The organism is Peribacillus sp. SIMBA_075, from assembly GCF_046534585.1.
The window spans coordinates 20,571-44,504 of sequence record NZ_JAWRYN010000022.1 but is presented as its reverse complement, the minus strand read 5'-3'; the positions used below and the strand labels follow the sequence as shown (position 1 = coordinate 44,504).

At 37.5% G+C, this 23,934-nt stretch carries 23 protein-coding genes and 1 pseudogene; 21 read left to right on the top strand and 3 right to left on the bottom strand.

What is annotated here, in order from left to right:
* Positions 1–15: 15 nt before the first annotated feature.
* Positions 16–342, bottom strand: coding sequence for an antibiotic biosynthesis monooxygenase family protein (locus SB775_RS16380; RefSeq protein WP_410862243.1), 327 nt, complete (start codon positions 340–342; stop codon positions 16–18).
* Between the two features lie 374 nt (positions 343–716).
* On the opposite strand from SB775_RS16380, the gene SB775_RS16375 reads away from it, so the two are divergent.
* The 9 genes and pseudogenes from SB775_RS16375 (at position 717) to SB775_RS16335 (ending at position 8,603) form a co-directional block, all read left to right on the top strand.
* Entirely contained in the window at positions 717–1,208 is a 492-nt protein-coding gene (locus SB775_RS16375; protein ID WP_410862241.1) for a nucleotidyltransferase domain-containing protein, read from the top strand.
* A gap of 40 nt (positions 1,209–1,248) precedes the next feature.
* Complete coding sequence (locus SB775_RS16370) at positions 1,249–1,494, top strand: hypothetical protein (RefSeq protein WP_410862239.1); 246 nt, start codon at positions 1,249–1,251, stop codon at positions 1,492–1,494.
* A gap of 70 nt (positions 1,495–1,564) precedes the next feature.
* A pseudogene (locus tag SB775_RS16365) lies at positions 1,565–2,115 on the top strand (dihydrofolate reductase family protein).
* Positions 2,116–2,391: 276 nt separating this feature from the next.
* On the top strand, positions 2,392–3,378 hold the full coding sequence (locus SB775_RS16360; RefSeq protein ID WP_410862237.1) for an alpha/beta fold hydrolase: 987 nt from the start codon (positions 2,392–2,394) through the stop codon (positions 3,376–3,378).
* Complete coding sequence (locus SB775_RS16355) at positions 3,378–4,049, top strand: response regulator transcription factor (RefSeq protein ID WP_410862235.1); 672 nt, start codon at positions 3,378–3,380, stop codon at positions 4,047–4,049. Before SB775_RS16360 ends, SB775_RS16355 begins: the two co-directional genes overlap by 1 nt.
* On the top strand, positions 4,046–5,044 hold the full coding sequence (locus tag SB775_RS16350; RefSeq protein ID WP_410862233.1) for a sensor histidine kinase: 999 nt from the start codon (positions 4,046–4,048) through the stop codon (positions 5,042–5,044). Before SB775_RS16355 ends, SB775_RS16350 begins: the two co-directional genes overlap by 4 nt.
* 218 nt (positions 5,045–5,262) lie before the next feature.
* Entirely contained in the window at positions 5,263–6,132 is an 870-nt protein-coding gene (locus SB775_RS16345; protein WP_410862231.1) for a cation diffusion facilitator family transporter, read from the top strand.
* 458 nt (positions 6,133–6,590) lie between these two features.
* Positions 6,591–8,219, top strand: a complete 1,629-nt coding sequence (gene abc-f / locus SB775_RS16340; protein WP_410862228.1) for a ribosomal protection-like ABC-F family protein — start codon at positions 6,591–6,593, stop codon at positions 8,217–8,219.
* A 234-nt stretch (positions 8,220–8,453) separates the two neighbouring features.
* Entirely contained in the window at positions 8,454–8,603 is a 150-nt protein-coding gene (locus tag SB775_RS16335) for a SunI/YnzG family protein (protein ID WP_410862226.1), read from the top strand.
* Positions 8,604–9,255: 652 nt separating this feature from the next.
* On the opposite strand, the gene SB775_RS16330 is transcribed toward SB775_RS16335, so the two are convergent.
* Positions 9,256–10,161 carry a MerR family transcriptional regulator gene (locus tag SB775_RS16330; protein ID WP_410862224.1) on the bottom strand — a complete coding sequence of 302 codons (906 nt, stop codon included), beginning with the start codon at positions 10,159–10,161 and terminating at the stop codon, positions 9,256–9,258.
* Positions 10,162–10,210: 49 nt separating this feature from the next.
* On the opposite strand from SB775_RS16330, the gene SB775_RS16325 reads away from it, so the two are divergent.
* The 8 genes from SB775_RS16325 (at position 10,211) to SB775_RS16290 (ending at position 19,333) form a co-directional block, all read left to right on the top strand.
* Positions 10,211–11,605 carry an APC family permease gene (locus SB775_RS16325; RefSeq protein ID WP_410862222.1) on the top strand — a complete coding sequence of 465 codons (1,395 nt, stop codon included), beginning with the start codon at positions 10,211–10,213 and terminating at the stop codon, positions 11,603–11,605.
* Between the two features lie 136 nt (positions 11,606–11,741).
* Positions 11,742–13,214, top strand: coding sequence for an aldehyde dehydrogenase family protein (locus SB775_RS16320; RefSeq protein WP_410862221.1), 1,473 nt, complete (start codon positions 11,742–11,744; stop codon positions 13,212–13,214).
* Between the two features lie 82 nt (positions 13,215–13,296).
* A complete protein-coding gene (locus tag SB775_RS16315; RefSeq protein ID WP_410862219.1) occupies positions 13,297–14,478 on the top strand; it encodes an iron-containing alcohol dehydrogenase in 1,182 nt (393 codons plus the stop codon).
* A gap of 188 nt (positions 14,479–14,666) precedes the next feature.
* Complete coding sequence (locus SB775_RS16310; RefSeq protein ID WP_410862217.1) at positions 14,667–16,139, top strand: aldehyde dehydrogenase family protein; 1,473 nt, start codon at positions 14,667–14,669, stop codon at positions 16,137–16,139.
* A 279-nt stretch (positions 16,140–16,418) separates the two neighbouring features.
* Positions 16,419–17,420: an agmatinase gene (speB, locus tag SB775_RS16305; RefSeq protein WP_089364955.1), complete on the top strand. Its 1,002-nt coding sequence runs from the start codon at positions 16,419–16,421 to the stop codon at positions 17,418–17,420.
* Positions 17,421–17,735: 315 nt separating this feature from the next.
* Complete coding sequence (locus tag SB775_RS16300) at positions 17,736–17,870, top strand: PTS lactose/cellobiose transporter subunit IIA (protein ID WP_410862216.1); 135 nt, start codon at positions 17,736–17,738, stop codon at positions 17,868–17,870.
* An 89-nt stretch (positions 17,871–17,959) separates the two neighbouring features.
* Positions 17,960–18,061: a PTS lactose/cellobiose transporter subunit IIA gene (locus tag SB775_RS16295; protein WP_410862214.1), complete on the top strand. Its 102-nt coding sequence runs from the start codon at positions 17,960–17,962 to the stop codon at positions 18,059–18,061.
* Positions 18,062–18,430: 369 nt separating this feature from the next.
* Entirely contained in the window at positions 18,431–19,333 is a 903-nt protein-coding gene (locus SB775_RS16290) for an aldo/keto reductase (protein ID WP_410862213.1), read from the top strand.
* 106 nt (positions 19,334–19,439) lie between these two features.
* Here the strand turns inward: SB775_RS16290 and SB775_RS16285 are convergent, their stop codons facing one another.
* On the bottom strand, positions 19,440–19,901 hold the full coding sequence (locus SB775_RS16285) for a VOC family protein (RefSeq protein WP_061462662.1): 462 nt from the start codon (positions 19,899–19,901) through the stop codon (positions 19,440–19,442).
* Positions 19,902–20,215: 314 nt separating this feature from the next.
* Here SB775_RS16285 and SB775_RS16280 point away from each other — a divergent pair, with 314 nt between their 5' ends.
* From SB775_RS16280 to SB775_RS16265, 4 genes are all read left to right on the top strand, one after another.
* Positions 20,216–21,532, top strand: a complete 1,317-nt coding sequence (locus SB775_RS16280; RefSeq protein ID WP_410862211.1) for a MarR family transcriptional regulator — start codon at positions 20,216–20,218, stop codon at positions 21,530–21,532.
* A gap of 84 nt (positions 21,533–21,616) precedes the next feature.
* Positions 21,617–21,970, top strand: a complete 354-nt coding sequence (locus SB775_RS16275; protein ID WP_410862209.1) for a hypothetical protein — start codon at positions 21,617–21,619, stop codon at positions 21,968–21,970.
* A gap of 18 nt (positions 21,971–21,988) precedes the next feature.
* Positions 21,989–22,558, top strand: a complete 570-nt coding sequence (locus tag SB775_RS16270) for an AbgT family transporter (RefSeq protein ID WP_410862207.1) — start codon at positions 21,989–21,991, stop codon at positions 22,556–22,558.
* A gap of 19 nt (positions 22,559–22,577) precedes the next feature.
* Entirely contained in the window at positions 22,578–23,720 is a 1,143-nt protein-coding gene (locus SB775_RS16265; RefSeq protein WP_410862206.1) for a M20 peptidase aminoacylase family protein, read from the top strand.
* Positions 23,721–23,934: the final 214 nt, after the last annotated feature.

The following is a 23,934-nucleotide window of genomic DNA, read 5'->3' as shown; positions in this document are numbered from 1 at the left end:
GAAGTCTTAGTTTGCTTACTTGATTGTATAATCTCTTTCAACCTTGCAAATTCGGGTTGTGTATGACGAGTACCAATCTTTCATTCCTTTTTCTTGTGCATTTTTGTGGGCAGCATTTTCTTTCCAAAGTTTAATGGCATCCAGGGATTTCCAATAGGATACGGTAATTCCTACTCCGTTTTGGTCTCTTACGCTTTCTACTCCTAAATAGCCATCTTGTTGGGCGGCAAGTTCGTCCATGAAATCAGCGGTTGAATTGTAGCTTGTAACATCTTTATCGTTTCTTTGAGAAGTGAAAATACAAGCGTAATAGGGTGGTTCAGGTGTATTTGCAAGAAACATGGAATGGCGCCTCCCTCTATCTTAATATTCAAAATAATATCACATAGGGAAGAACGTGGATAGGGGCTATTCCACAATATAGAAAACTGATTGTAAAATTGAAAATCGGTCTAGGTACGAAAATATTTACAGACAGCCTGTGCAGGGTGAAGTGGGGCCTTGATCTCTAGCCAAGAAACTAATAAAAGCCTAAATAGTTTTCGGAAGCTCTTAATTTCCTTAATAAGCCTGTTCAGCGGAAGGTTTTTTCTCCTGATGCACGAATATATTACATTTAAGGTTTTTACAAAAAAAGGAGATGGTTTCTGTGTGCGGGATTTGTCAGTAAACATAAAGAAAGAGATGTATTTTTACCGAAACAACGCGATATTCATTTGAAAAAGGCATTAAAGGATCTATCAGCAGATCCTGATGTTTTAGCTATTTACCTAGCCGGTTCATTAGCAAAAGGAAACTATGATCATTACTCTGATATAGATTTGCACACCATTGTTATTTCAGAAAGGAAAGCAGATTTTTTAAAGGGAAAAAGGGATAGAGCCAATAACTGGGGAAATGTTTCATTTCACGAAGACTACAATCCTTCTTCACCGTATGTCGTAACTCATTATGATACCTTTGTGAAAGTGGATAGCTGGTATCACTCACCTGAGGAAATGGTACCTTCCATCTGGTTAAAAGAGGTTGAAGTCATTTATGATCCCTTTCATATTATGGGACATGTTATTGAGGAATCAGCAAAGCAAGTGTATAGACCTTCACCAGATGAAGTTGAACATTGGAGAGGAAAGCTGCTTGCTTTTGTCCATGAAACCTACAGAGCCGTTATGAGGAGAGAAGTGTTTATATGCACTATCCAATCTTGATAGGATACGGTGGCTGATTGTGTCTGGGTGATATATGGAAATGGGAGAACATATAGATGGGCCATATGGGGTTTGGTCAAAAATCGAGGGCAAAATAAGTAAATTAGATGAAAAACAATTATCCCTTTTAGAAAGCTGGAGTTGTGGACGTAATTCAAATGAAATTATTAAAACGTTGAGAGATATGATCCCAGAATTCCTTAGACTAAATAAATATCTTTGTACTCAAGTGGGTGTCGAAATAAATGAAGATCATATCAAAAGAATAATAGATATGGTTATCTGATACTTACAAAAGGTTATGGGACACTCGTTGTTCATGTAAAATGTGTAATCACTTTTGGAGGGATGACTAAGTGGCAGAATTGGTATATCATGTAGCGGTTTCACTGGACAATTTCATTGCCGACCAAGCTCTTTTGGATGGGAATATCGATCAAACACTTTTTTTATTTGAAGGTGATCATGTCCCAGACTTTTTATCCGATATCCAGCAATATGAAGCAGTGTTGATGGGAAGAAAAACGTATGAATTTGGATTTCAATTCGGAGCTAAACCGGGTGAACCAGGCTATAAGGGTTTGAAACATTATATATTCTCGAACTCCCTTCAGTTTGAATCGAACGAGGAAGTAGAACTTATAAAAGGAAACGCCGTAGCTTTTATTGAAGACCTAAGGCAGAAAAGTGACGGTAAGTTATGGCTTTGCGGGGGCGGCGAATTGGCTGGAACGTTGTTGAAACATAAACTCATAGATCAATTTGTGCTGAAAGTGAATCCAATCATCATCGGTGAAGGTATCCCTCTTTTTGGCAGTGTTAAGCAGGTCTGAAATTAGATTTAGTTGAAATGAAACAATATCAAAACGGAGTGATTAAATCCACGTATAATATTATTTATACATAGGAATTAGGGACGGGCAGCTAAATAAAAACTTCATTCCCTAATTAGGGATGCTTTATTTCATGGTGGGGGTTGCGTTGGAGCGGCCCTTTTCTTTTGTAATAATTAAAGTTTACTAGTGAAGTGACTTTTTAATTCCCTGGTTATTGAAGATGAATTCTCCTCAAAATGAACAAATGGTGGCTTATCTTAAGTGAAAAGCGAAAATATTCAATGAAAATTAATGAGAAATTTATTTTTAAATCATATCCTTTCAATATAACTTGAAAGGAGAATACAATGAAAAGATTATTTAAAGTATTAAAGAATATATTTTTTATATTCATTGCCGTTATCTTACTCGCATCAGTATCTGTTTTTATTTACCATAGTTATAAATTGCACAAGGAATCAGCATTAATTAAAGGTGAGGGGACATTAGTTAATGTTAATAACGAAGAAATTAATATATATAATGAAGGCAGCGGTGAGGATACGTACGTTTTTATGTCTGGCTCCGGGATTGCTGCTCCTGTTTATGAAATGAAAGGACTATATAGCAAGTTTGCAAAAAAAAATAAGGTTGCTGTCATTGAAAGAGCCGGATATGGATACAGTGATGTTTTTCAGGATGATAGGGATATTGATAAAATTTTGGAGCAAAGCAGGAAGTCGCTAATTAAAAGTGGAAATAAACCTCCTTATATATTGGTTCCACACTCTTTATCAGGTATAGAAGCTATTTACTGGGCACAAAAATACCCAAGTGAAGTAAAGGGAATTATTGCTTTAGATATCGGTTTACCGCACCAGTATGTAACTCATAAAATGGGCCTGGTTGATTCATTGACTGTAAGAGGAGTGAATATTTTAACGAAAATCGGTATGCACCGTCTGATTCCTTCAGTTGCTTATAATCCTGTAGTGATTCAGCAATCTTTCTTAACTGACCATGAAAAAGAAATGTATAAAGCACTATCATATAAACAATTTTTTAATGATGATATGGAGCAAGAGCTTTTACAAAGTTACAATAATGGTAAAAAATCAGTTAACCTGCCGATTCCAAAAGAGACACCTATTTTATTTATAGATGCGATTGCCGATCAATATAAAAATTCGAAATATACAAAACAAAAAAATGAAGATTATGAGGAGTTTGCAGAACAACTATTAAAAGGGGATGTAATAAAACTGAATGGTACACACAGCATTTATTTATACGCGCCTGATGAGATATATAAACTTACCATGGAATTTATCAAAAAAACTGAAGGACCAATTTGATGAAGGGATATAATATTTTAATTGTTGAAGATGATTTGATGATAGGTGATTTATTGCAAAAAATATTGCAACGCGAAGGGTACAATGTATTCTGGATGAAAGAAGGTAAAGATATTATTGATATTATCCATGAGATGGATTTAGTCATTATGGATGTTATGCTGCCAGGAGAGGATGGCTATCAACTTACAAAGAAAGTGAAAAATCTAGGATTAAATATTCCAGTTATTTTGCTATCCGCTCGAAATGATATGGATAGCAAACTCCAAGGATTGACAATTGGTGAGGATTATATGACAAAGCCTTTTGATCCTAGAGAACTATGCTTAAGAATGCAGAAAATGCTAGATAATAAATATGGTACTTTCACGCATATTAAACATTTATTTATTGACGCTGAACATAAAAAAGTATTCAGTAATGGCTTGGGAAATGAAGTGGTATTTACTGCAATTGAGCGTAAAATATTTTTCTATTTATATGAAAATAGGGATCGGATTTTAACGAAAGAACATTTTTTTGAATATTTATGGAAACTCGAAGATAGAAATCAAAATATCATTAATGTACATATAAAAAAAGTCAGGACAAAAATCAATGATACAACGGGTGAGATCATCCAGAATATTTATGGAGAAGGGTATAGATTGAATACCTATATAAAGAAATGAAATTAAAGAATAAATACCGGCTATTGTTATTTATTGCAGTTATTAGCGTACCATTTTTATTATTGTTGATTAGTATCTTAATGTCTGTAATTTATGAGAATGCCTTTAAAACGAAAAATTATGGCATTCCTTTTCATGAATCTTTTGCATATACTACAATGCTAATCGTTTTTATTTTATCATTATTATTTTTAGCCTTTTTATTTTCTAATTCTATTAACTCGCTTTTAAATAAAATAAATATATTGAATAAAACCATTCGAAATTTAGCTAGTGATGAAAAGATTCCGAATAAATTAGAGGTTAATGGCAATGATGAAATCGGTAAATTAATTAAATCGGTGAATTTATTAATTGAAAGAACGACCTATCGAGAATTAGAACTAAAACAACAACAGGAATTAAAAAAGGAACTCTTAAATAAATTAAGGCATGACATCAATACACCTTTAACAGCTGTTAGATTGCAATTATTTTATTTAGAAGGTCAATTTACTGATCAAGCTCCACTAATCGAGTCACTATATCAACAAATAGGTTATATTTCTGAATTAACGAATGAATATAATATTCAATCCACAGATACGTTAGATAATTCTTATATCTTAAACGAAGAAGTGAATATGCATGATTTATTAGAAACGATGGTTAAAAAATGGGGTTATTTATATAACATGCATGGCATTGAATTAATATATCATCCATTAAATAGAGAGTTGAAGTGGATCAGTAACGACTTATGGCTCCAAAGGTTATTTGATAACATTTTCCAAAATGCGTTAAAGCACTCGAAGGCTGACAAACTTGAGATAACCATTGAAAAAAATGTGGTGATTATCAAGGATAATGGGATTGGTTTTGTTATCGATAGTAAAAGTAGGGGGCTTGGTTTAAAAATAATTGAGGACATAGCAAGGATCCTGCAAATAAAATATAATTTACAATCAAATGAAAGAGGAACTTTATTTTGTTTTACAGTCGAAAAAACGATTTAAATCTCACTTAGCTCGTTATTTTGCGGCGTGATGCAGGATTATTTCATGCTGGGCTTTTTGTCAGGTTACCGTAAATATTATTCTTTTCAGATAGTTTACCGAATGCAACATAGTTATCTAGCACTTACTTATATAAAACGATACAAAAAGGTTGCTATAGACCCACCCATTTTTAAGTTGATATTATATTCATGTACTTAATTGTGGGGGGAAGTTGAATGGAAGAACAAAAATATAATGACCTCAAATTAGGCGAACGTGGTGCAATCATTAGTATCATTGCTTATATTTGTCTATCAATCATGAAATTGGCTATAGGATACATAAGTGACTCAGCTGCATTAAAGGCGGATGGTTTGAACAACACCACTGATATTATCGCCTCGATTGCTGTACTGATCGGATTAAGGCTGGCTCAAAGACCCCCCGATAAAGATCATGGCTATGGCCATTGGAAAAGTGAAACGATTGCTTCGATGGTTGCTTCATTTATTATGTTTGCTGTTGGTTTACAAGTTTTAATAGATGCAGTTGCTTCCATGCTTAAAGGTGGAAAAGAATCACCTGACATTATGGCAGGGTATGTAGGCGTTTTATCAGCAATAGCTATGTATTTTGTATATCGGTATAATAAAAAGCTTGCTATTAAGATTAACAGTAAAGCCGTTCTGGCAGCTTCAAAAGATAATATTTCCGATGCTTGGGTAAGTATCGGAACAGCTATAGGGATTTTCGGCTCCCAATTAAAAATGCCTTGGCTGGATTCCCTAACTGCCATCATTGTTGGACTATTAATATGCAAAACAGCCTGGGATATATTCATTCAAGCCTCCCATGAACTTTCTGATGGATTTGATGAAAATAAAATTCAACTTTATAAGGATGTAATTACAAATCTGAATGGAGTCAAGGGGATAAAAGAAATTAAAGGGAGGAATTACGGGAATAATGAAGTGATTGATGTTGTGATCCTTGTCAATTCTACGTTGGATATTAAAGAAGCTCATGATATTGCGACCCATGTAGAAAAAGTGATGATGAGGAATCATGGAGTATACGATGTTCATGTCCATGTAGAACCTAATTAATGAACTCTTTTTTTTGATCATTAAGAAAAACGGGTATATATTAGCTTTACAAACATATAATAATGTGCAATCATTAATTTATTACATTGGAAGGAAAAGGTACCTTATACAATGAAGCAGTAATCCTATCTAATAAACAGTAAATCTAGATCTATTTCAATGGGTGTAAACGGTTAGGTATGTTCAATGCAAGCGTGCGTCACTTTGTGTGCTTACCGATTTTATTGGTGAGTTCTAAGTGAGCGTCAATTTTTCATTTGAACAAGAATCTTTTTAGATACCCATGTGAGATTTTTAATGATTATGTTTAGAGATGGGATTCGTCTGTTCGTTTATAGGTACTAATTCATATACAAATACTTTTTCTGGTATCGAAATCAGGAGAGGTATATTTGGTTTATGTATATTAATTTAGTAACAGGCGATCTCTCTCTAGAAAAAATAGAGGGGGATTTTTCATGTTATTTTTAAAGGCGAATGATTTAAAGAAAAGCTACGGGAACCATGAAGTTATTTCCGTTGAATCACTTCATCTATACAGTCATGACCGTATTGGTTTAGTTGGTAGAAATGGAGAAGGCAAAACGACCCTGCTTTCTATATTAGCAGGCGTTAATGAACCAGATTCCGGTCATATAGAAAGCTATGGAACAGTCAGCTATATCCCACAGATAGAGGAAAATGAACAAGAAATAAGCGGAGTATTAACGAGTATATGGAAACTGCCAGATGAGGATCAAGAAATGATAAGCGGCGGTGAACGGACTCGAAGAAAAATCGCCGCTGCCCTGACCTCCAATGCGGATGTATTGATTGCGGATGAACCTACTAGCCATTTAGATGTATTCGGAATTGAACAATTGGAAAAGGATTTAAAGTCTTTTAATGGCGCTATATTGCTTACTTCACATGATAAGGCATTCTTAAATCATCTTTGTACAACAATATGGGAAGTTGAGCAAGGCAAGGTTACTGTATATGAAGGGAATTACGAAGCGTATACAAAGCAGAAGCAAGCAAAAACAGAAAAAGAAAAGAAGGAATTTGAAGAGTATACTCGCGAAAAGAATAGATTGAAACAGGCTGCACAAAACCTGCAAGGCAAATCTGATTCAATTAGGAAAGCCCCTAAACGAATGGGCAATTCAGAAGCAAGGCTGCATAAACGCAGCGCTGGGAAACAAAAAGCGAAACTGAACCGTTCTGCTGAAGCGATTGAAACTCGGATCGAAAAATTAGCAAAAAAAGAAAAACCGCGGGAAGATTCTCCTATCATTTTTGATATTTCGGAATTTCCATCACTGCACAGCAAAAGGGTCATTCGATTTAATGGCTGTTCCCTGAAGGTTGGTTCTAGAATGCTGAAACAACATATTTATGGCGATGTTCCCCTGGCATGCAGACTCGCCATCAATGGTCAAAATGGTTCAGGAAAATCGACATTACTGAAAAAGATAGTGAAACGCCACACAGATATATATGTCGCGAAGCCGGCAAAGATAGGATTTTTTGCACAACAACAAGAAAATTTGAATGAAAGTAAAACGGTACTTGAAAATATTTTGGAGGATAGTCCCTACAATCAAGCCTTCATTCGTACATTATTATCACGATTGGCTTTTAAAGAAAATGGCGTTCACAAACAAGTATCACTCTTAAGCGGTGGGGAAAGAGTCAGGGCCTCGCTGGCAAAAGTTTTTTTGGGAAACTATAATGTATTGGTTTTGGATGAACCTACAAATTACCTGGATATAAATACGAAAGAGGCTTTAATCGAAGTGTTAAAAGCATATCCAGGAACAATCGTTTTTGTGAGTCATGATCGTTCATTGATCCAATCACTTGCAACGCATGTACTTTCATTCGAGGATGAACCTCCGAGAGTAAGAACTGTCAACCAGGAATCAACAAAATTGGATAAGGGCATGGATGGCCATCAAGTTAAACAGGATGAACTTCTTATGATTGAAGTGCAAATCATCGATACACTTGGGAAACTGTCCAGGGTTATGAATGAAGAGGAAAAGGAGGAATTGGATAGGGAATATCTTCAACTTTTGAACAAGAAAAAGGAACTTGAAGGTTAAGTGTTAAGTGCAATCATAAAAGGCTCTTCTCCATCGAGAGGGGCCTTTTAATGGATAAAAAAATGTTTATAGTAAAGAATTAATTTCTCAGAACATCGTATGAACATATTCCCTCTATTATCAAGTTAACTTATATGCTTAAAATAGAATTCTATAAAAATGAATTAGTAGTCATTAATGAAAAGTAGATGATAAATGTTAAAATTAACCGGTTGCATTAAGGAGGGACTTATATTGATTGGAATTCAAATTGAAAAAATAAATGAAAATTTGATCATTAAATGGCAGTTTTTCAAAGTGACAATCCCAATCTCGGACATCATGGCAATAACTAACGATGATACCTATGGGGGAGAAGGGAAAAGTGCGATTAGAATATTTTAGCTTCTCTTTTAATGAACTTTTTAAGTAACTTTAAAGAGCCTTTGTTAGGGTAAGTACAAAGGCTTTTACTTTTTAGCATTAAAAATTAAAAACGACTTTATTACCGAGATGCATTAATCAAACTATTCAAAATATATTGCTTCTGAAGTATACCCTCTTCTCCACTGCTATGGGTGGATTTAGCAACCTATTTCTTCCTTTTTATGCAAAGTAAACCAAGAATTAGAGCCAATTGTTCTAATTATATCTTTGGCATCTTTTCTTTCAATCCCTCAGCGAATGCGTCTTTTTTTCATTATAGTTTTTTTGAAAGAAAATCTATCAATCTCTCTGCTTGTCTATATTCTGTAATGTTTCTTGCTCATAAAAACGTGTTAGATCTTCGTTAGAAATGCAAGTAAAATACCTTCTGCATCCTCTTTTGTCATTCTCTTAGTAATAGTCTTTCTGTGCTAATTTTGGAAACATTTTATCTTCTTTCCCTCTTTTTAATAATTAACCACTCTTCTTTAACGGATGAAATATAATCCACATCCTTTTTAGATTAGTGGTATCAGTATGTCAAAGTTTCATAGATTTCTTGCACCAGAACCTCTACTCCTATTTTTTTTGTCTAAACCACACACATAAACATTTGTCCTGCGCAAATAGGTCAGACCTTTTGAACGGGAACTTGAATTTCAAAGGTAACCTCGTTTGGTTTATCTGTGATCGTAATATCAACATGCATAATTTGCAGCGCATCGCCGGTAATTTGATAACCACCTTCATCAAGATAATCCATTATTTTACTCAAGCTTTCACTTCGGTTCCATAATAATTCCCCATTATAACGGATACACGCAAACAACCCAGCCTGAATGATTCTTTGGTGCTGCTTTGGTATTTTTTCTTTATTTTTTGCCACAACAAAAATGACTGATGGTTCTTCAAAACGTTTAGATTTAAGATCTGCTTCCTGGATGAGAATTCCTAGTCTGTTACTGGCCAGAATTGGTGACTTCTCAGCAAGCATATTTTCTAGCCTTATAACTCCATAACAGAGCTCTAAATTATTATTGATTTTTTCATTCAATGTAATTAATTTCCTGGGTCCTATTTTGTGGAACATGACTGTTTGTAGTTCCTTTTCTCTTGATATTTGATCTAAATATTCAATTTTTTTCTGGATACTTTCTTCCAAGTCAGTTAATTCATTTAGCTTTGAAACAAGATCTGCGTGTTTGACTTTAAGAATGTCTAAAGACTTACTGAAATTACGTTCATTGAAATAATCCTTTATTTCGTCCGTACTCATTCCAAGTTGCCGTAATTCTTTAATGGTTCCTAAAACCTCGTACTGGAAAATTGAATAGTAGCGATATCCCGAATGTGAATCGATATATTGCGGCTTGAATAAGTTAATCCGATCATAATGGCGCAAGGTCTCCGTTGTCATCCCTCGTAACTTTGCCATCTCACCGATAGTTAATTTTTCTTTCAGTTTAATCGCCCCCTTAAAAAATATAATACAGGTGTTGACCTTTGTGTTACAACAACCTTTATAATCAAAATACACAATAATTCAAATCTTCTGAGTATTCTTTATAAATGTGGGGGAGCTGATTATGAAACGGAAAAAACTTGCTAGAACACTTACTTTGTCACAGGTTGTTTTTTTAGGGATTGCTTGGAATAACCCCATGGTATTTTTTAATACCTATGGAATAGCTACCGTAACCTCACATGGTGTAATTACGGGTGCGTATAGTATTGCATTTCTAGCAATATTTTTTACAGCGCTCAGCTATGGAAAGATGGCAAAAGCATACCCTATCTCAGGTTCTGCTTATACATTTACTCAAAAATCTATTAATCCTAAAGTTGGGTTTATTGTTGGTTGGACAATTATGCTTGATTATATGTTAACACCTATGGTGACGTGTTTGATGTCCACTGTCTTTTTAAGTGCAGTGTTTCCAGGGATTCCACATTATGTGTGGATTATTCTTTTAACTTCTATCATAGTTGTACCGAGCATTCTAGGGGTAAAGACATCAGCATCTGCAAGTAAAATTTTCGTTATTGCTCAAATCATTTTCGTTAGTCTTTTCTGGATATTAACCGTCAAAAATTTATTAGATGGAGTAGGGACAGGTACTCTTTTCTCGAGTAAACCATTATTCAATTCAGAGGTTCCCTTGTCAGTAATCTTAGCAGGATCCTCAATCCTTTGTTTTAGTTTTCTTGGTTTTGACTCACTTACTACCTTGTCAGAGGAAACAATCAATCCTGAAAAAACCATCCCAAGAGCTATTATCATAATGTTGCTGTTAATAGGGGTTTTGTATATTGGCTCTTCCTACTTAGCACAATTGGTCTTTCCGGGTTTTTCATTTGAAAACACTGATTCAGCAGCCATGGAAATCGCTATACTTGTAGGAGGAAACCTATTCAAATCATTATTTATAACTGCGGTAATTATTGGTAACTTTTCATCAGGAGTTGCTTCAATTACAAGCGCATCACGTGTGTTATATGCGATGGGCCGGGATTCAGTATTGCCTGAAAATCTATTTGGTTATATTCATCCCAAATTTAAAACACCGTCACACAGTATTATCGTGATAGGAATAATTTCTTTACTAGGCGTCGTGTTAACTTTGGAGCAAGTTATCAAGTTTATCAATTTTGGAGGGCTCATTGCTTTTGCATCTGTTAATCTATCTGTCATCGCCCATTATTTTATAAAAAATCAGAAACGATCTTTTAACGATTGCATAAGGTATTTATTTTTACCGTTCATGGGCGCAGTATTTACTATGTGGTTATGGTCACATTTAGAAATAGAGGCATTGATTCTTGGAGGCATTTGGGTGATATGTGGCTTAGCATATCTTCTTTATATGACAAATTTTTTTCGCAAGCCTCTTCCTGAGTTTCATTTTGATGAAGAGATCATTCCTCAAGAGGTAGAAGATGTGAATAAAAAAATTCTTTCCCAAAAGGTAGAAGACTTTTAATCCGTTTCTTACACTGAAGTAAGTAAATGTATCTAAAGGAGGTGTAATATTTTGAAAATAAAGAAAAATGAAAGCGCTGCCTATATTTAAAGCGAGATCGTTAAAGTAATAATAACGGACAGGAGGTTTTTTCAAATTGTTGAAGCTGAAAAAGTTTATAAACGGTGAGTGGATGGATTCTTTGAGTAAAGAAAAGAGTAATGTTGTTAACCCAGCAAACGGTAAGATCATTGCGGAGTCTCCCAACGGAAATGCAGAAGATGCCCGGATGGCCATTGATGCGGCACGAACCGCATTTGATTCCGGCATTTGGTCAGACCTGCCGGCTTCGGAGCGGGCTTCCTATTTATTTAAAATAGCAAAGAAAATTGAAGAACATGCATCTGAGCTTAGCCAATTTGAAACAGCCAATACCGGAAAACCTCTTAAAGAAGCAGAGTTTGACATTGCGGATGCAGCGGATTGTTTTCGTTATTATGCCGGTTTAGTCACTAAACCGGACGGCCAAACGTATCCTGTTTCCGGTCCTGTACAGGCCATGGTTGTTCGAGAGCCGGTAGGGGTATGTGGACTGATCGCTCCGTGGAATTTTCCTTTACTGACTGGAGCTTGGAAAATAGCCCCTGCCCTTGCTGCCGGAAATACGATTGTATTTAAAACATCCGAGGTCACTCCGATTACGACTACTAAATTATTTGAGATTATCGAAGAAGTTGGCATACCAGATGGCGTTGCCAATCTAGTTATGGGTGGTGGTGCAACAGTAGGAAATGAACTAGCGGAAAGCGATAAAGTTGATATGGTTTCGTTTACTGGCAGTACCTCAACGGGCAGAAGCATCATGAAAGCAGCAGCTGGAAATATTAAAAACATTGCACTTGAATTAGGCGGCAAGTCACCTAACATCGTTTTTGCCGACGCAGACTTTGAGACAGCCGCAGATTATGCTTTATATGGCATTTTTGTCAACGCTGGCCAAATTTGTAATGCAGGATCGCGTTTGCTGCTGGAAGAGAGCATTCACGACAAGTTTATCGATAGACTGTCAGAGAAAGCGAAAAAGATCCGGGTCGGCCCAGGTGATCAACCGTCTACACAAATGGGTGCCCTTGTCAGTGAAGCACATATGAATAAGGTACTCCAATATATTCAACTTGGCATAGCAGAAGGGGCGACATTAGCCTGCGGAGGCAAGCGTATAACAAGCAATGGGCTTGAAATGGGCTATTTTGTTGAGCCGACGATATTTGTTGATACCAAACCGGACATGAGAATTGTTCAGGAAGAAATATTCGGGCCAGTACTTACCGTGCAAAAATTTAAAGATGAAGCGGAAGCCATCCAGCTTGCCAATGATACTCCATACGGCCTCGCAGCAGGTGTATTTTCACAAGACGGTGCGAAGGCTTTAAGAGTGACTAAGAAAATAAGAGCCGGAATTACGTGGATTAATGCTTATAACCTAGCCTACAATGAAGCACCGTGGGGAGGCTATAAACAGAGCGGAATTGGCCGTGGATTAGGAACTTTTGGTTTAGATGAGTTTAGTGAGGTAAAACAAATCAACATTAATTTAGAAGTGGAGCCAACAAAGTGGTTTGATCATTAAAAATGGAGAAGTAGATATAAAAGAGTAAAAGAGAGTGAGTCACTTACTATTACACTGTTTGAAAAATTGAAAGGGGATATTAATGATGATCTGGGATTTTAATTTCAATCAACCTACATCTATAGAGTTCGGGAACGGAAAAGTTAAAAATATTGGGAAAAGAGCAAAAGAGCTAGGAGGAAAAAAGGCACTTCTTATTACCGATAAAGGACTGGCGCAAACTGGAATTTTACAAAAGGTTACCGATTCGTTAGACCAAGAAAGTGTCAATTATATTGTTTTTGATGAAATTACTCCTAATCCAAAAGATGTAGATTGCCATAGAGCCTATCAACAATTTAAAGACGAGGAAATAGATCTTTTGATAGGTCTTGGCGGCGGAAGTTCGATGGATACAGCAAAAGCAATTGGTACACTTTTAACCCATGGAGGAGAGCTTAGGGATCGTTACGGGTTAAATTTACTAGATCGAGAAATAACTCCCCTTATTTGTATCCCTACAACTTCAGGTACAGGAAGTGAGGTTACAACAGGTTCTGTCATTACAGATACAGTTACAAAACAGAAAGAGGCTATACTTGACATTAAATTGGCTCCAAAACTAGCAATTTTGGACCCTGAATTAACTCTAACTCTGCCTAAATCTATTACTGCTGCTACCGGAATGGATGCACTTACACATGCTATCGAAGCTTATACCAGCAATATTGCTGAACCCATTTCCGATGCTCTCAGCCTTTATGCAATTGAATTAATTGCTAAGTACCTTCCGTTAGCTGTAGAAAATGGGACCGACTTAGAGGCAAGGAAAAATATGCTTGTAGCCAGTTTAATTGCAGGTATGGCATTTGATAACGCGGATCTTGGTGCTGTACATGCTATGGCTGAACCACTCGGCGGTCTTTATGATACTCCACATGGGGTAGCGAATTCTATCTTTCTTCCTCATGTTTTTGAATTTAATATTCCTTCAAACCTGGAAAAGCATGCAATTGTAGCTGAAAAACTTGGAGCAAATAAAGAAGGGAAAACAACAGAAGAAATTGCCTATGATGGTGTTGTATTGTTAAAAGAGCTTGCACGTAAAATTGGCATTCCTGATTTTCGAGATTTAAGTAATGTCAATCCCGAAGATTTCCCATTCCTCGCTGAAGGGGCATCCGTTCATTTGTGTACACAGGCTAATTCACGAAAAGTGACACCTGCAGATTATTTGGAATTATTTCAAAAGACTTATGAGGCGAAAAACACAACATTAATTTAAAAATTTAACTAGATTAATGTTGATCTAGAATTTTTGAATCGGCGGCCGGCTTGATGGGAGTTTTAATTGGGCGGCCGCCATGGTTTACAGAAAACATGCGTATGCCCACTTGCTGCGGGTACATAATTAGCTATTTATGGATATGAGATTGCTATAAAGTAAGAATAATGAACTGGAGGTTTTTCAAATTGCATAAGTTGAAAATGTTTATAAACGGTGAGTGGATGGATTCTTCAAGTAAACAGAAGAGAAATATTGTAAATCCGGCAAACGGCAAGATCATTGCAGAGGCTCCCAACGGAAATGCAGAAGATGCCAAGATGGCTATTGATGCAGCACGACTAGCATTTGATTCTGGGATTTGGTCGGACTTACCGGCTTCGGAACGGGCTTCCTATTTATATAAAATAGCGGAGAAGATTGAAGAAAATGTATCTGAGCTTAGCCAACTTGAAACAGCCAATACCGGAAAACCTCTTAAAGAGTCAGAGTTTGACATTGCTGACGCAGCGGATTGTTTTCGCTACTATGCCGGTTTAGTCACAAAACCGGATGGCCAAACGTATCCTGTTTCTGGTCCTGTACAGGCTATGGTTGTTCGAGAGCCGGTAGGGGTATGTGGACTGATCGCTCCGTGGAATTTTCCTTTACTGACGGGAGCTTGGAAAATAGCCCCTGCACTTGCTGCAGGAAATGCGGTCGTGTTTAAACCAGCCGGGATAACTCCGGTTACCACTACCAAATTGTTCGAGATTATCAAAGAAGTTGGCATTCCAGATGGCGTTGCTAATCTCGTGATGGGCGGTGGGGGAACAGTAGGAAATGAACTAGCGGAAAGCGATAAAGTCGATATGGTTTCATTCACTGGCAGCACCTCAACGGGGAGAAGCATCATGAAAACAGCTGCTGGAAATATTAAGAACATTGCCCTCGAACTAGGCGGCAAGTCGCCTAACATCGTTTTCGCCGACGCAGACTTTGAGACAGCAGTGGATTATGCTTTATATGGGATTTTTGTAAATGCAGGTCAAGTTTGTAATGCAGGATCGCGTTTGCTGCTTGAAGAGAGCATTCACGACAAGTTTATCGATAGACTGATAGAGAAAGCGAAAAAGATCCAAGTCGGTCCTGGTGATCATCCTTCTACAGAAATGGGTGCCCTTGTCAGTGAAGCACATATGAATGAGGTACTCCAATATATTCAACATGGCATAGAAGAAGGGGCGACATTAGCCTGCGGCGGCAAGCGTATAACAAGCAATGGGCTTGAAAAGGGCTATTTTGTTGAGCCGACAATATTTGTTGATACCAAACCGGACATGAGAATTGTTCAGGAAGAAATATTTGGGCCAGTACTGACTGTACAAAAGTTTAAAGATGAAGCGGAAGCCATCCAGCTTGCTAATGATACCCCATATGGCCTCGCAGCAGGTGTATTTTCCCAAGACGGTGCAAAGGCTTTAAGAGTGATTAAGAAAATAAGAGCCGGAATTACATGGATTAATGCCTATAATTTAGCCTACAATGAAGCCCCGTGGGGAGGCTATAAGCAGAGCGGAATTGGCCGCGGATTAGGAACTTTTGGTTTAGATGAGTTTAGTGAGGTAAAACAAATCAACATTAATTTAGAAGTGGAGCCAACCAAGTGGTTTGATCATTAAAAATGGAGAAGTAAAGATAATTGAGTAAAAGAGAGTGCTTACATCGAGAAATTTTTGACTTTTTTTAATAGGGGAAGCATTTTTTTGAATTACCATTATTTCAAATATTATATCTAAAGATGGCCTGGAACAGAAAGAAATCTGTGTCGGTTCCTGGTAGTCATTATTGACAACACAATTCCGTTTTGTCTAGTTTAATAGGTTGGCATAGCTTGCATATATATTAGGAGAACATTAGGAGACATTAGGAGAACGTAATACAAGTGGGAGGCAAAGTTCATGTCGAATAATAAAAAACAACATCTTAATTTACCTTTTACCGGAATCTGTACTTTCGGGAAATATCCCGTATGTCCTGATCTAGACCAGTTAGATGCAGATGTAGCTGTCATTGGAGTTCCAAATGATATGGGAACACAATGGAAGTCAGGAGCAAGAATGGGTCCAAGAGGAATTCGTGAAGGCTCTACATTATATAGTTTCGGGTTAGATGGCGCCTATGATATTGAAAATGATATCATGTATCTTGGCCCGAAATGGAAAGTAGTTGATTGCGGCGATGTAGACATGGTACATGGGGATATGATGCAATCCCATGATAATACGGAAGAAGCCATTCGAAAAATCGTTTCAAAAGGTGCAATGCCGGTTGTTTTAGGTGGAGATCATTCCATTACAATACCAGTAGGAAGGGGCTTGGGAGAACTCGGGCCATTTCATGTGATCCAGATTGATGCGCATTTAGACTGGGCAGATCACCGTTCAGGAATGCGGGTTGGACATGGAAGCTGCATCCGCCGCTTATCTGAAATGAATCATGTTCAAAAGATTTTCCAATTGGGCATTCGTGGAATCAGCAGCAGTAAAAAAGAAGATGTCGATGCTTCCAGAGAATACGGAAGTGTCATCTTGTCTCCACGTCAAATGAGAAAGATGGGATTTGAACAGGTGCTGGAACTTATTCCAGCAGGTGAAAAATATTATATTACCATGGACATTGATGGTCTCGATCCATCGATCGCCCCTGCGACAGGCACACCTTCTCCTGGAGGCCTGCTTTATGATGAAGTCAACGAAATACTCCATGGAATTGCAAAAAGAGGAGAAGTAATCGGTTTTGATATGGTAGAAGTAGCTCCTCCTTACGATCATACGGGAATAACTGGACAAGTGGCAGCACGTCTCTCATTAGACTTGCTTAGTTATGTTTTAAAAGAAAAAGAGAAAAACCAGGATACAATCAGCGATCAGCAAGAGCTGAACTTCATAAAAAAGCATTAGTCTATTAAATTTGAAGGCGTTTGCTGATATAAAGTGATTTTCCTTCGTTTTATCATTTCTTAGTTTTCTGAATATGTATAAATAAAGAGTGATACCATAAAAACCACTTATGCAAATAATTTACAGTCGCAAATATTTACAGTGTTTCAAAAAAATATAGAGGATGACGATTGTGTGAGAGTGCAATACACAGCCAACGAAGGATCAAGTTCCAAAAAAAACTTTGAACAAATCTCTCAGGTAAAAGGACAGAGAAGGGAATGTTGCCATTACCCTTTTCTGTCCTTTTTTGCGAACAAAAAAGAGGGTGTTCATATGACGAAAACGAAAGAGGATCTATCTGAATTAACATTTCAATTAATTCTCCATAGCGGAAATGCCCGCAGTTGTGCAATGGAAGCCATCGCATTGCAAAAACAGGGTAAATCAAGCGATGCCCAAGAAAAATAAAAGGAGGCGGAAGATGAGTTTGTTGCTGCACATAAAATCCAAACCGTTTGATTCAACAAGAAGTGTATGGTGAGGTATTCGAAATTCCAATGCTCTTAATCTATGCTCAAGATCACTTGATTACTTCCATGACAACAAAAGATTTAGCGATAGAAATCGTTGAATTACACAAGAAAACTTCAAAGAACTAACTAAGCATTTTTGATATTTCATGCTAGCTAGATGGAAATGAATTCTTGATTATTCGATTAGGAGGTTGCTACGGCAGCCTTTTTCTTATGGATCTAACGTGGGATTCTGCATCCACAAGGGGGCGATATATAACTTATCTAAAGTTCATGAACCTAACTTTCTAAAAATGTGGCATGTGAGGGTCACTCAAGATTAGGATTCTTCGAAATTTTAAATTATACTAAGATTCATTGCAGTAGCCTAGGATACTAGCACAGAATTAACCAATATGTTATGAAGGATAATAAGGAAAGAAACCGCAACATAGGTAAGCCATGACAAACACCTAATTAGCAAGCCCAATCATGATATAAAAGGGGAGAAACAACATGCAAAGAGTCAATCTAACTGAAGATCTAAGTCTTTCACGCATTGTTCACGGTATGTGGAGATTGGCAGATTGGAAATTTTCCACCGAAGAAATCCTATCTCTTATTGAACATGGAATGGATCGGGGGGTCACTACATATGATCACGCTGATATATATGGTAGCTACACATGTGAGGAGATTTTTGGGAACGCCCTTTCATTAAAGCCATCTTTACGCGAAAAAATGGAGATCGTTACGAAATGTGGCATAGTCATACAATCAGAAAACCGCCCTTCTCATAAAAGTCACCATTATAACACTAATAAAACCCACATTATAAAGTCTGTTGAACAATCCCTTATGAATCTTAAAACGGATTATATTGATTTATTACTTATCCATCGTCCTGATCCCCTGATGGACCCGTCGGAAACGGCTGAGGCGTTTAATCAATTAAAAGAATCAGGAAAGGTCCGTAACTTTGGGGTATCGAACTTCAAAAAACCGCAATGGGATATGCTTCAAGCGTACCTTGAATATCCTCTAGTAACAAATCAACTGGAACTTTCTGCATACAATCTTGAAAACTTCGAAGACGGAACCATTAACTTATGTCAGGAAATGGGCGTGGCTCCTATGGCATGGTCACCACTCGCAGGAGGAAGCATCTTTGAGGAATCAAACGAAAAGGCTGTCCGCTTAAGAAAAACGTTAGAAAGCGTAAAAGAAGAAATCGGTGCTAATGGAATAGATGAGGTTATGTATGCATGGCTGTTGAGGCATCCTGCAAAAATCATTCCGATCGTTGGTTCAGGTAAGAAAGAACGACTGGATAGCGCCATTGATTCACTAAATCTAAGCATGAAAAAAGAACAATGGTTTAACATTTTAACTAGCTCGATGGGGCATGATATCCCGTAATGCATTTGTACCTTTGAACAAGAATCCTTCCCCAGAAGCAATGGGACACCCAGATGGGGGTCCCATTCTTAAATTGCAAAAATAACAACTGGAATCATCTCTCCATTTAAATTGGGAATCGTTTATACCAATCTTCTAATGACATCTCTCCAAAACTTCCCTCAAAGTCCAGCCTTAATGGAGCAATCAATTCAAGTACATTTCCGTCTGGATCATCAAAATAAATGGCCGCATGGGCTTGCGGGTTATTATCGAGAACCAAAGGCTGCTGTCCTTCAGTAAAATTAAAGAAAGGCCGAATGTCAATTCCTCTATTTTTCAGCCAATCTTTCGCCGATGGCATGTCACCTATATCAATTTGTAATGCCACATGACGGATGGAAGGATGATAGGGAATTTCCACTTGGTTCGTTTTCCAAAGACCAAGCCAGCTTTTCCCTTTCTCAAGCCAGAAGAAAACGACCCTCTCGCTTTGATAGGCAAGTTCTAAATCAAGTTTGCGGTAAAAATCAATCGACCTTTGCATATCTGATACTGGTAAATGCGCTTCATAGAGACCTTTGATCATCTTGAACTCCTCCCAGAAAAAACGTTTTGTCAGTGATTTAGTAACTTTAAATGTGAAACTAAAAGCTGGTCATTCGAAATTAAACCGGATAAATTCCATGGGAACGTAATACAACATGATTCTCCATTCCCTATTAATAAGATACTATAAATAACAAATATGGGCGATGTTGGCTTGTCGTAAGGTGACATTTCCGAAATTTGATGATGAAACAGGCTTAAACTTAGATGAAGGATTTTGGTGAATATTTGTAGTTACTAATACGATTCTACCGTTATAATAAAAATAAAATTTCATTTTCGAGGTGAAGCAACATGAAAATCGGTGTAATAGGCTCAAAGTATTTTTTGGAATCCTTATCTGTCCACTTTCCTTTGTTTCCTGAGGTACAATTCATTTCCTTTCAATATGATCTGCCGGAAGAAACCAGTCTATTAATAGAAGATGCCGGTAAACAAACCGATCTAGTATTGTTTTCAGGTTCCATCCCTTTTTATTATGGATACGAACAAGTTAAAAGAAATTTAATAGAAGCTATATATGTCCCTTTTGATGAATTGACAGTTGCACTTTCGTTGTTATCTATTTCTCATACGGAAAAGGTTACTATAAATGAAATCTCAATCGATTTACCGGATAAAAACCGGTTAATGAAGGTATTGGAAGAATCGGAAGTCGTAGTAAAATCCCTTTATGTGAAGGATTACCCGTGGGTTTACAAAAGGGAAGAAGGCACCCAGACACTAAATATTGCCGAATTCGTTCAATTCCATAGCAACAGGCATAAAGAAGGAAAAACCCATTTCGCACTAACGAGCATTCATGCTGTTTATCAGGAACTTCAAAGGCTATCCATTCCTTCCAGATTTATGGTTCAGCCCAAACATACCTTGATAGAAAGTCTTACAGGAGCTATATCTTTGTTGAAACTGAGGAAAACGGAAGAATCACAGATTGCTGTCATTTCCATTCAAGATTATCAACAAAAGCTTAATGAAAGTGGTCTATTTTTAAATTTTTTACAGAAATTGAGTAAGAGAATACAGGCTCGTGTTTCTCTTGAATATTTTAATCCACATTTGATTTATACTACACGCGGAGCATTACAGGCATTTGAATCAGATATTTATGATGAAATCATCGGACAAATGGAACAAGAATTTAAAACCCTCTTCCAAATTGGCATTGGATATGGATATACGATTCAAGAGGCGGAAAAACATTCGGCACAAGCATTATTTTTTACCGATAAATTCCTAAAAAGAAAAACGGTAGCATGCTTGGTGGATGAAGATCAAAAACTTCAGGGACCATTATTTGAAGGGAATCACCAAGTGGAATTGAAAAATGAAGATGAAACCATTCAAATACTGGCCAGAGAACTAAAAATGAGTGCGAAAAATATAAAATTGATTCATCGGTTTATTTCGATAAATCATTTTCGGGCTTTTTCAGCAGCAGAGCTAGAGGAATACATGTGTTGTACCAGACGATCGGCAGAAAGATTCGTTAAAAGACTTACTGAATGCGGCTGTCTCAGCAAAATTGGAGAGGAACATCCATATGGGCAAGGAAGACCTCGGAACTTATATGTACCAGCGGAGAAATTCAAGAAACTTACCGAAAATTAAATTTTCAGACTTTACAGGAAAAGGAGATTGGTATATATTGTTTTTATTAACGACATATAGCGACAGTGAAAAGGGAGGTTTGTTTTGCTTATTGAACGTTGTGAAATTCATGCCACACATTTGCCATTAAAAGAGCCATTTGTCATTTCCTATGAAACATACAATCATATGCCCTCTGTTATCGTAAAATTAATAGCCGATAACGGGCTGGTGGGATATGGGGAGGCAGTGCCTGATGAACATGTAACTGGGGAATCGTTTTATTCGACCATCAGCGGAAATCCCTCGGCAAAAGCGGCCATTGATATAGCTTGCTATGACCTGATGGGGAAGTACACCAAATTGCCGATTTATGATTTATTAGGTGGGAAGTTCCATGAATCCCTCTCTTTCGCTAAGGTTTTAAGTATAGACGATGACCTTTGGGCTGGCTTTTAACATTTATGGTGTGTTCAAATGGATTGGTTTTTAACCGAGCATACCGCTTCTTTTTTGATTATGGGCATCGTTAGCGGGCTAGTAGGGGGTCTTCAGCTTGGGCAAATTTTCGATTCATTTATCGGTGGGGCCAAAGCAGTAACATTTGGGGCTTTGATCGTCGGTTTTGCAAGGGCTATAACAGTAGTGCTGGAAGAAGGGAAAATCATAGATTCATTGGTCTTCATGGCAGTGTCCGGGATAAGCCACTTACCGCAAACGTTGAATGTGGTAGGCATGTTCTTCACTCAAGCAATCCTGAATTTATTCATTTCTTCGGGTAGCGGACAGGCTGCCGCAACAATGCCGTTCATGGTTCACATTACGGATATATTGGGTTTGGAAAGACAGCTTGCCGTTCTTGCCTTCCAATATGGGGATTCGGTTACGAATTCCATCATTCCAACGTCATCAGCGTTGATGGGATATTTGGCCATCGCTGGGATTCCCTATGAGCGATGGGTAAATTTCATTTGGAAATTAGTTTTCGGGTGGACTTTGATTGCTTGCATTGCACTCATGGTTGCAGTGGCCCTTGGTATTTCCTGAGAGAATAAGGAGTGGTTTGATGAAGGACTTATTGAATGAAATAAAACCTCAAGTTTTGGAGATTTTCCACCATCTTCATGAGAATCCTGAAGTGAGCTGGAATGAATATGAGACTACATCTTATATTTCAAGGGTCCTCAAACAAAACGATCTTAAAGTGACCAGTTTTGTGGATATCCCTGGAATCGTGGGGACATGGTATCCAGAGGAAGGGCGAAATAAGTTAACGGTCGGATTGAGGGCTGATATGGATGCTCTCCTTCAGGAGGTTGATGGGACAATACGTGCCAACCACTCATGTGGGCATGATGCTCACATGACGATTGTATTGGGTGTGTTGTTGTTATTAAGAAAAATGAAGGCAATTCTTCCAGGTACGTTAAAGTTTATTTTTCAGCCTGCCGAAGAAGTTGGTGAGGGTGCTTTAAAGATGATTGAAAAACAGGTATTGGATGATGTTGACTTTCTCTTTGGTCTTCATTTGCGCCCCATTCATGAGATTAAGCATGGACAAGCTGCTTCAGGCATCATTCACGGGTCAGCCGATACAGTGTTTGGTGAGATTCACGGATTTGATGGTCATGGTGCCAGGCCTCATTTGACTTTAAACGCCATTGAAGTGATCAGTTCCATCGTTGAACAGCTTAAAGGAATACGGCTAAACCCGCAATTATCTTATTCAGTCAAAATGACACAGGTTTCCGCAGGAGGGGAAAATGCAAATATTATACCTGGGTCCTCCAAGTTCAGTCTTGACTTACGCGCCCAAACGAATGAAGCGATGGACGAATTGATCGAGAAGGTGGACGATGTTTTGAAGAAAATGTCCATCTTCCATCAATGTCAAATTACCTTCAAGCACAAAGAAAGAGTTTATGCCGCATCCATTGATCAAGAAGCGGAACGATTGATGGGGAAGGCAATAGAAAAAACTTTGGGGGCTAAAGGGCTCGTTAAGCCCATCATCACTCCCGGCGGTGAGGATTTTCATTTTTATACAAAGGAAAGACCTGCAATTAAAGCCACGATGCTGGGTGTTGGCTGCAATTTAGAGCCAGGGTTGCACCATCCCAACATGGTATTCAATCAGGAAGCCATTTTCACTGGTATTGAGATATTAACCAGAGCAGTCATTGAAACTTTTTATAAGTATAACAAATAAAAAGGTACCACTTAATTTTTAGCCGGCTAAATTCTCCGAAAATGATTGCTAGGAATTAGACTTATTTTGTCTTTAATTATTCAAGTTAATGGTAAACAAGCGAGGCCACTAATTGATTAGTGGCCTTTGCTTGTTAAAGATTGGTCTTGGCAGAGAATTTTTTGTTATTTCCCCCAAAAAATCTTCCATTCCAACGATGAACCTGGAGTCGAAC

Bases quoted from the DNA above. Each gene is read 5' to 3' on its own strand.
- SB775_RS16380 (WP_410862243.1), bottom strand. From the start codon at position 342: ATGTTTCTTGCAAATACACCTGAACCACCCTATTACGCTTGTATTTTC.
- SB775_RS16370 (WP_410862239.1), top strand. From the start codon at position 1,249: ATGGGAGAACATATAGATGGGCCATATGGGGTTTGGTCAAAAATCGAG.
- SB775_RS16360 (WP_410862237.1), top strand. From the start codon at position 2,392: ATGAAAAGATTATTTAAAGTATTAAAGAATATATTTTTTATATTCATT.
- SB775_RS16355 (WP_410862235.1), top strand. From the start codon at position 3,378: ATGAAGGGATATAATATTTTAATTGTTGAAGATGATTTGATGATAGGT.
- SB775_RS16350 (WP_410862233.1), top strand. From the start codon at position 4,046: ATGAAATTAAAGAATAAATACCGGCTATTGTTATTTATTGCAGTTATT.
- SB775_RS16345 (WP_410862231.1), top strand. From the start codon at position 5,263: ATGGAAGAACAAAAATATAATGACCTCAAATTAGGCGAACGTGGTGCA.
- abc-f (WP_410862228.1), top strand. From the start codon at position 6,591: ATGTTATTTTTAAAGGCGAATGATTTAAAGAAAAGCTACGGGAACCAT.
- SB775_RS16325 (WP_410862222.1), top strand. From the start codon at position 10,211: ATGAAACGGAAAAAACTTGCTAGAACACTTACTTTGTCACAGGTTGTT.
- SB775_RS16315 (WP_410862219.1), top strand. From the start codon at position 13,297: ATGATGATCTGGGATTTTAATTTCAATCAACCTACATCTATAGAGTTC.
- speB (WP_089364955.1), top strand. From the start codon at position 16,419: ATGTCGAATAATAAAAAACAACATCTTAATTTACCTTTTACCGGAATC.
- SB775_RS16300 (WP_410862216.1), top strand. From the start codon at position 17,736: ATGACGAAAACGAAAGAGGATCTATCTGAATTAACATTTCAATTAATT.
- SB775_RS16295 (WP_410862214.1), top strand. From the start codon at position 17,960: ATGCTCTTAATCTATGCTCAAGATCACTTGATTACTTCCATGACAACA.
- SB775_RS16290 (WP_410862213.1), top strand. From the start codon at position 18,431: ATGCAAAGAGTCAATCTAACTGAAGATCTAAGTCTTTCACGCATTGTT.
- SB775_RS16285 (WP_061462662.1), bottom strand. From the start codon at position 19,901: ATGATCAAAGGTCTCTATGAAGCGCATTTACCAGTATCAGATATGCAA.
- SB775_RS16280 (WP_410862211.1), top strand. From the start codon at position 20,216: ATGAAAATCGGTGTAATAGGCTCAAAGTATTTTTTGGAATCCTTATCT.
- SB775_RS16270 (WP_410862207.1), top strand. From the start codon at position 21,989: ATGGATTGGTTTTTAACCGAGCATACCGCTTCTTTTTTGATTATGGGC.
- SB775_RS16265 (WP_410862206.1), top strand. From the start codon at position 22,578: ATGAAGGACTTATTGAATGAAATAAAACCTCAAGTTTTGGAGATTTTC.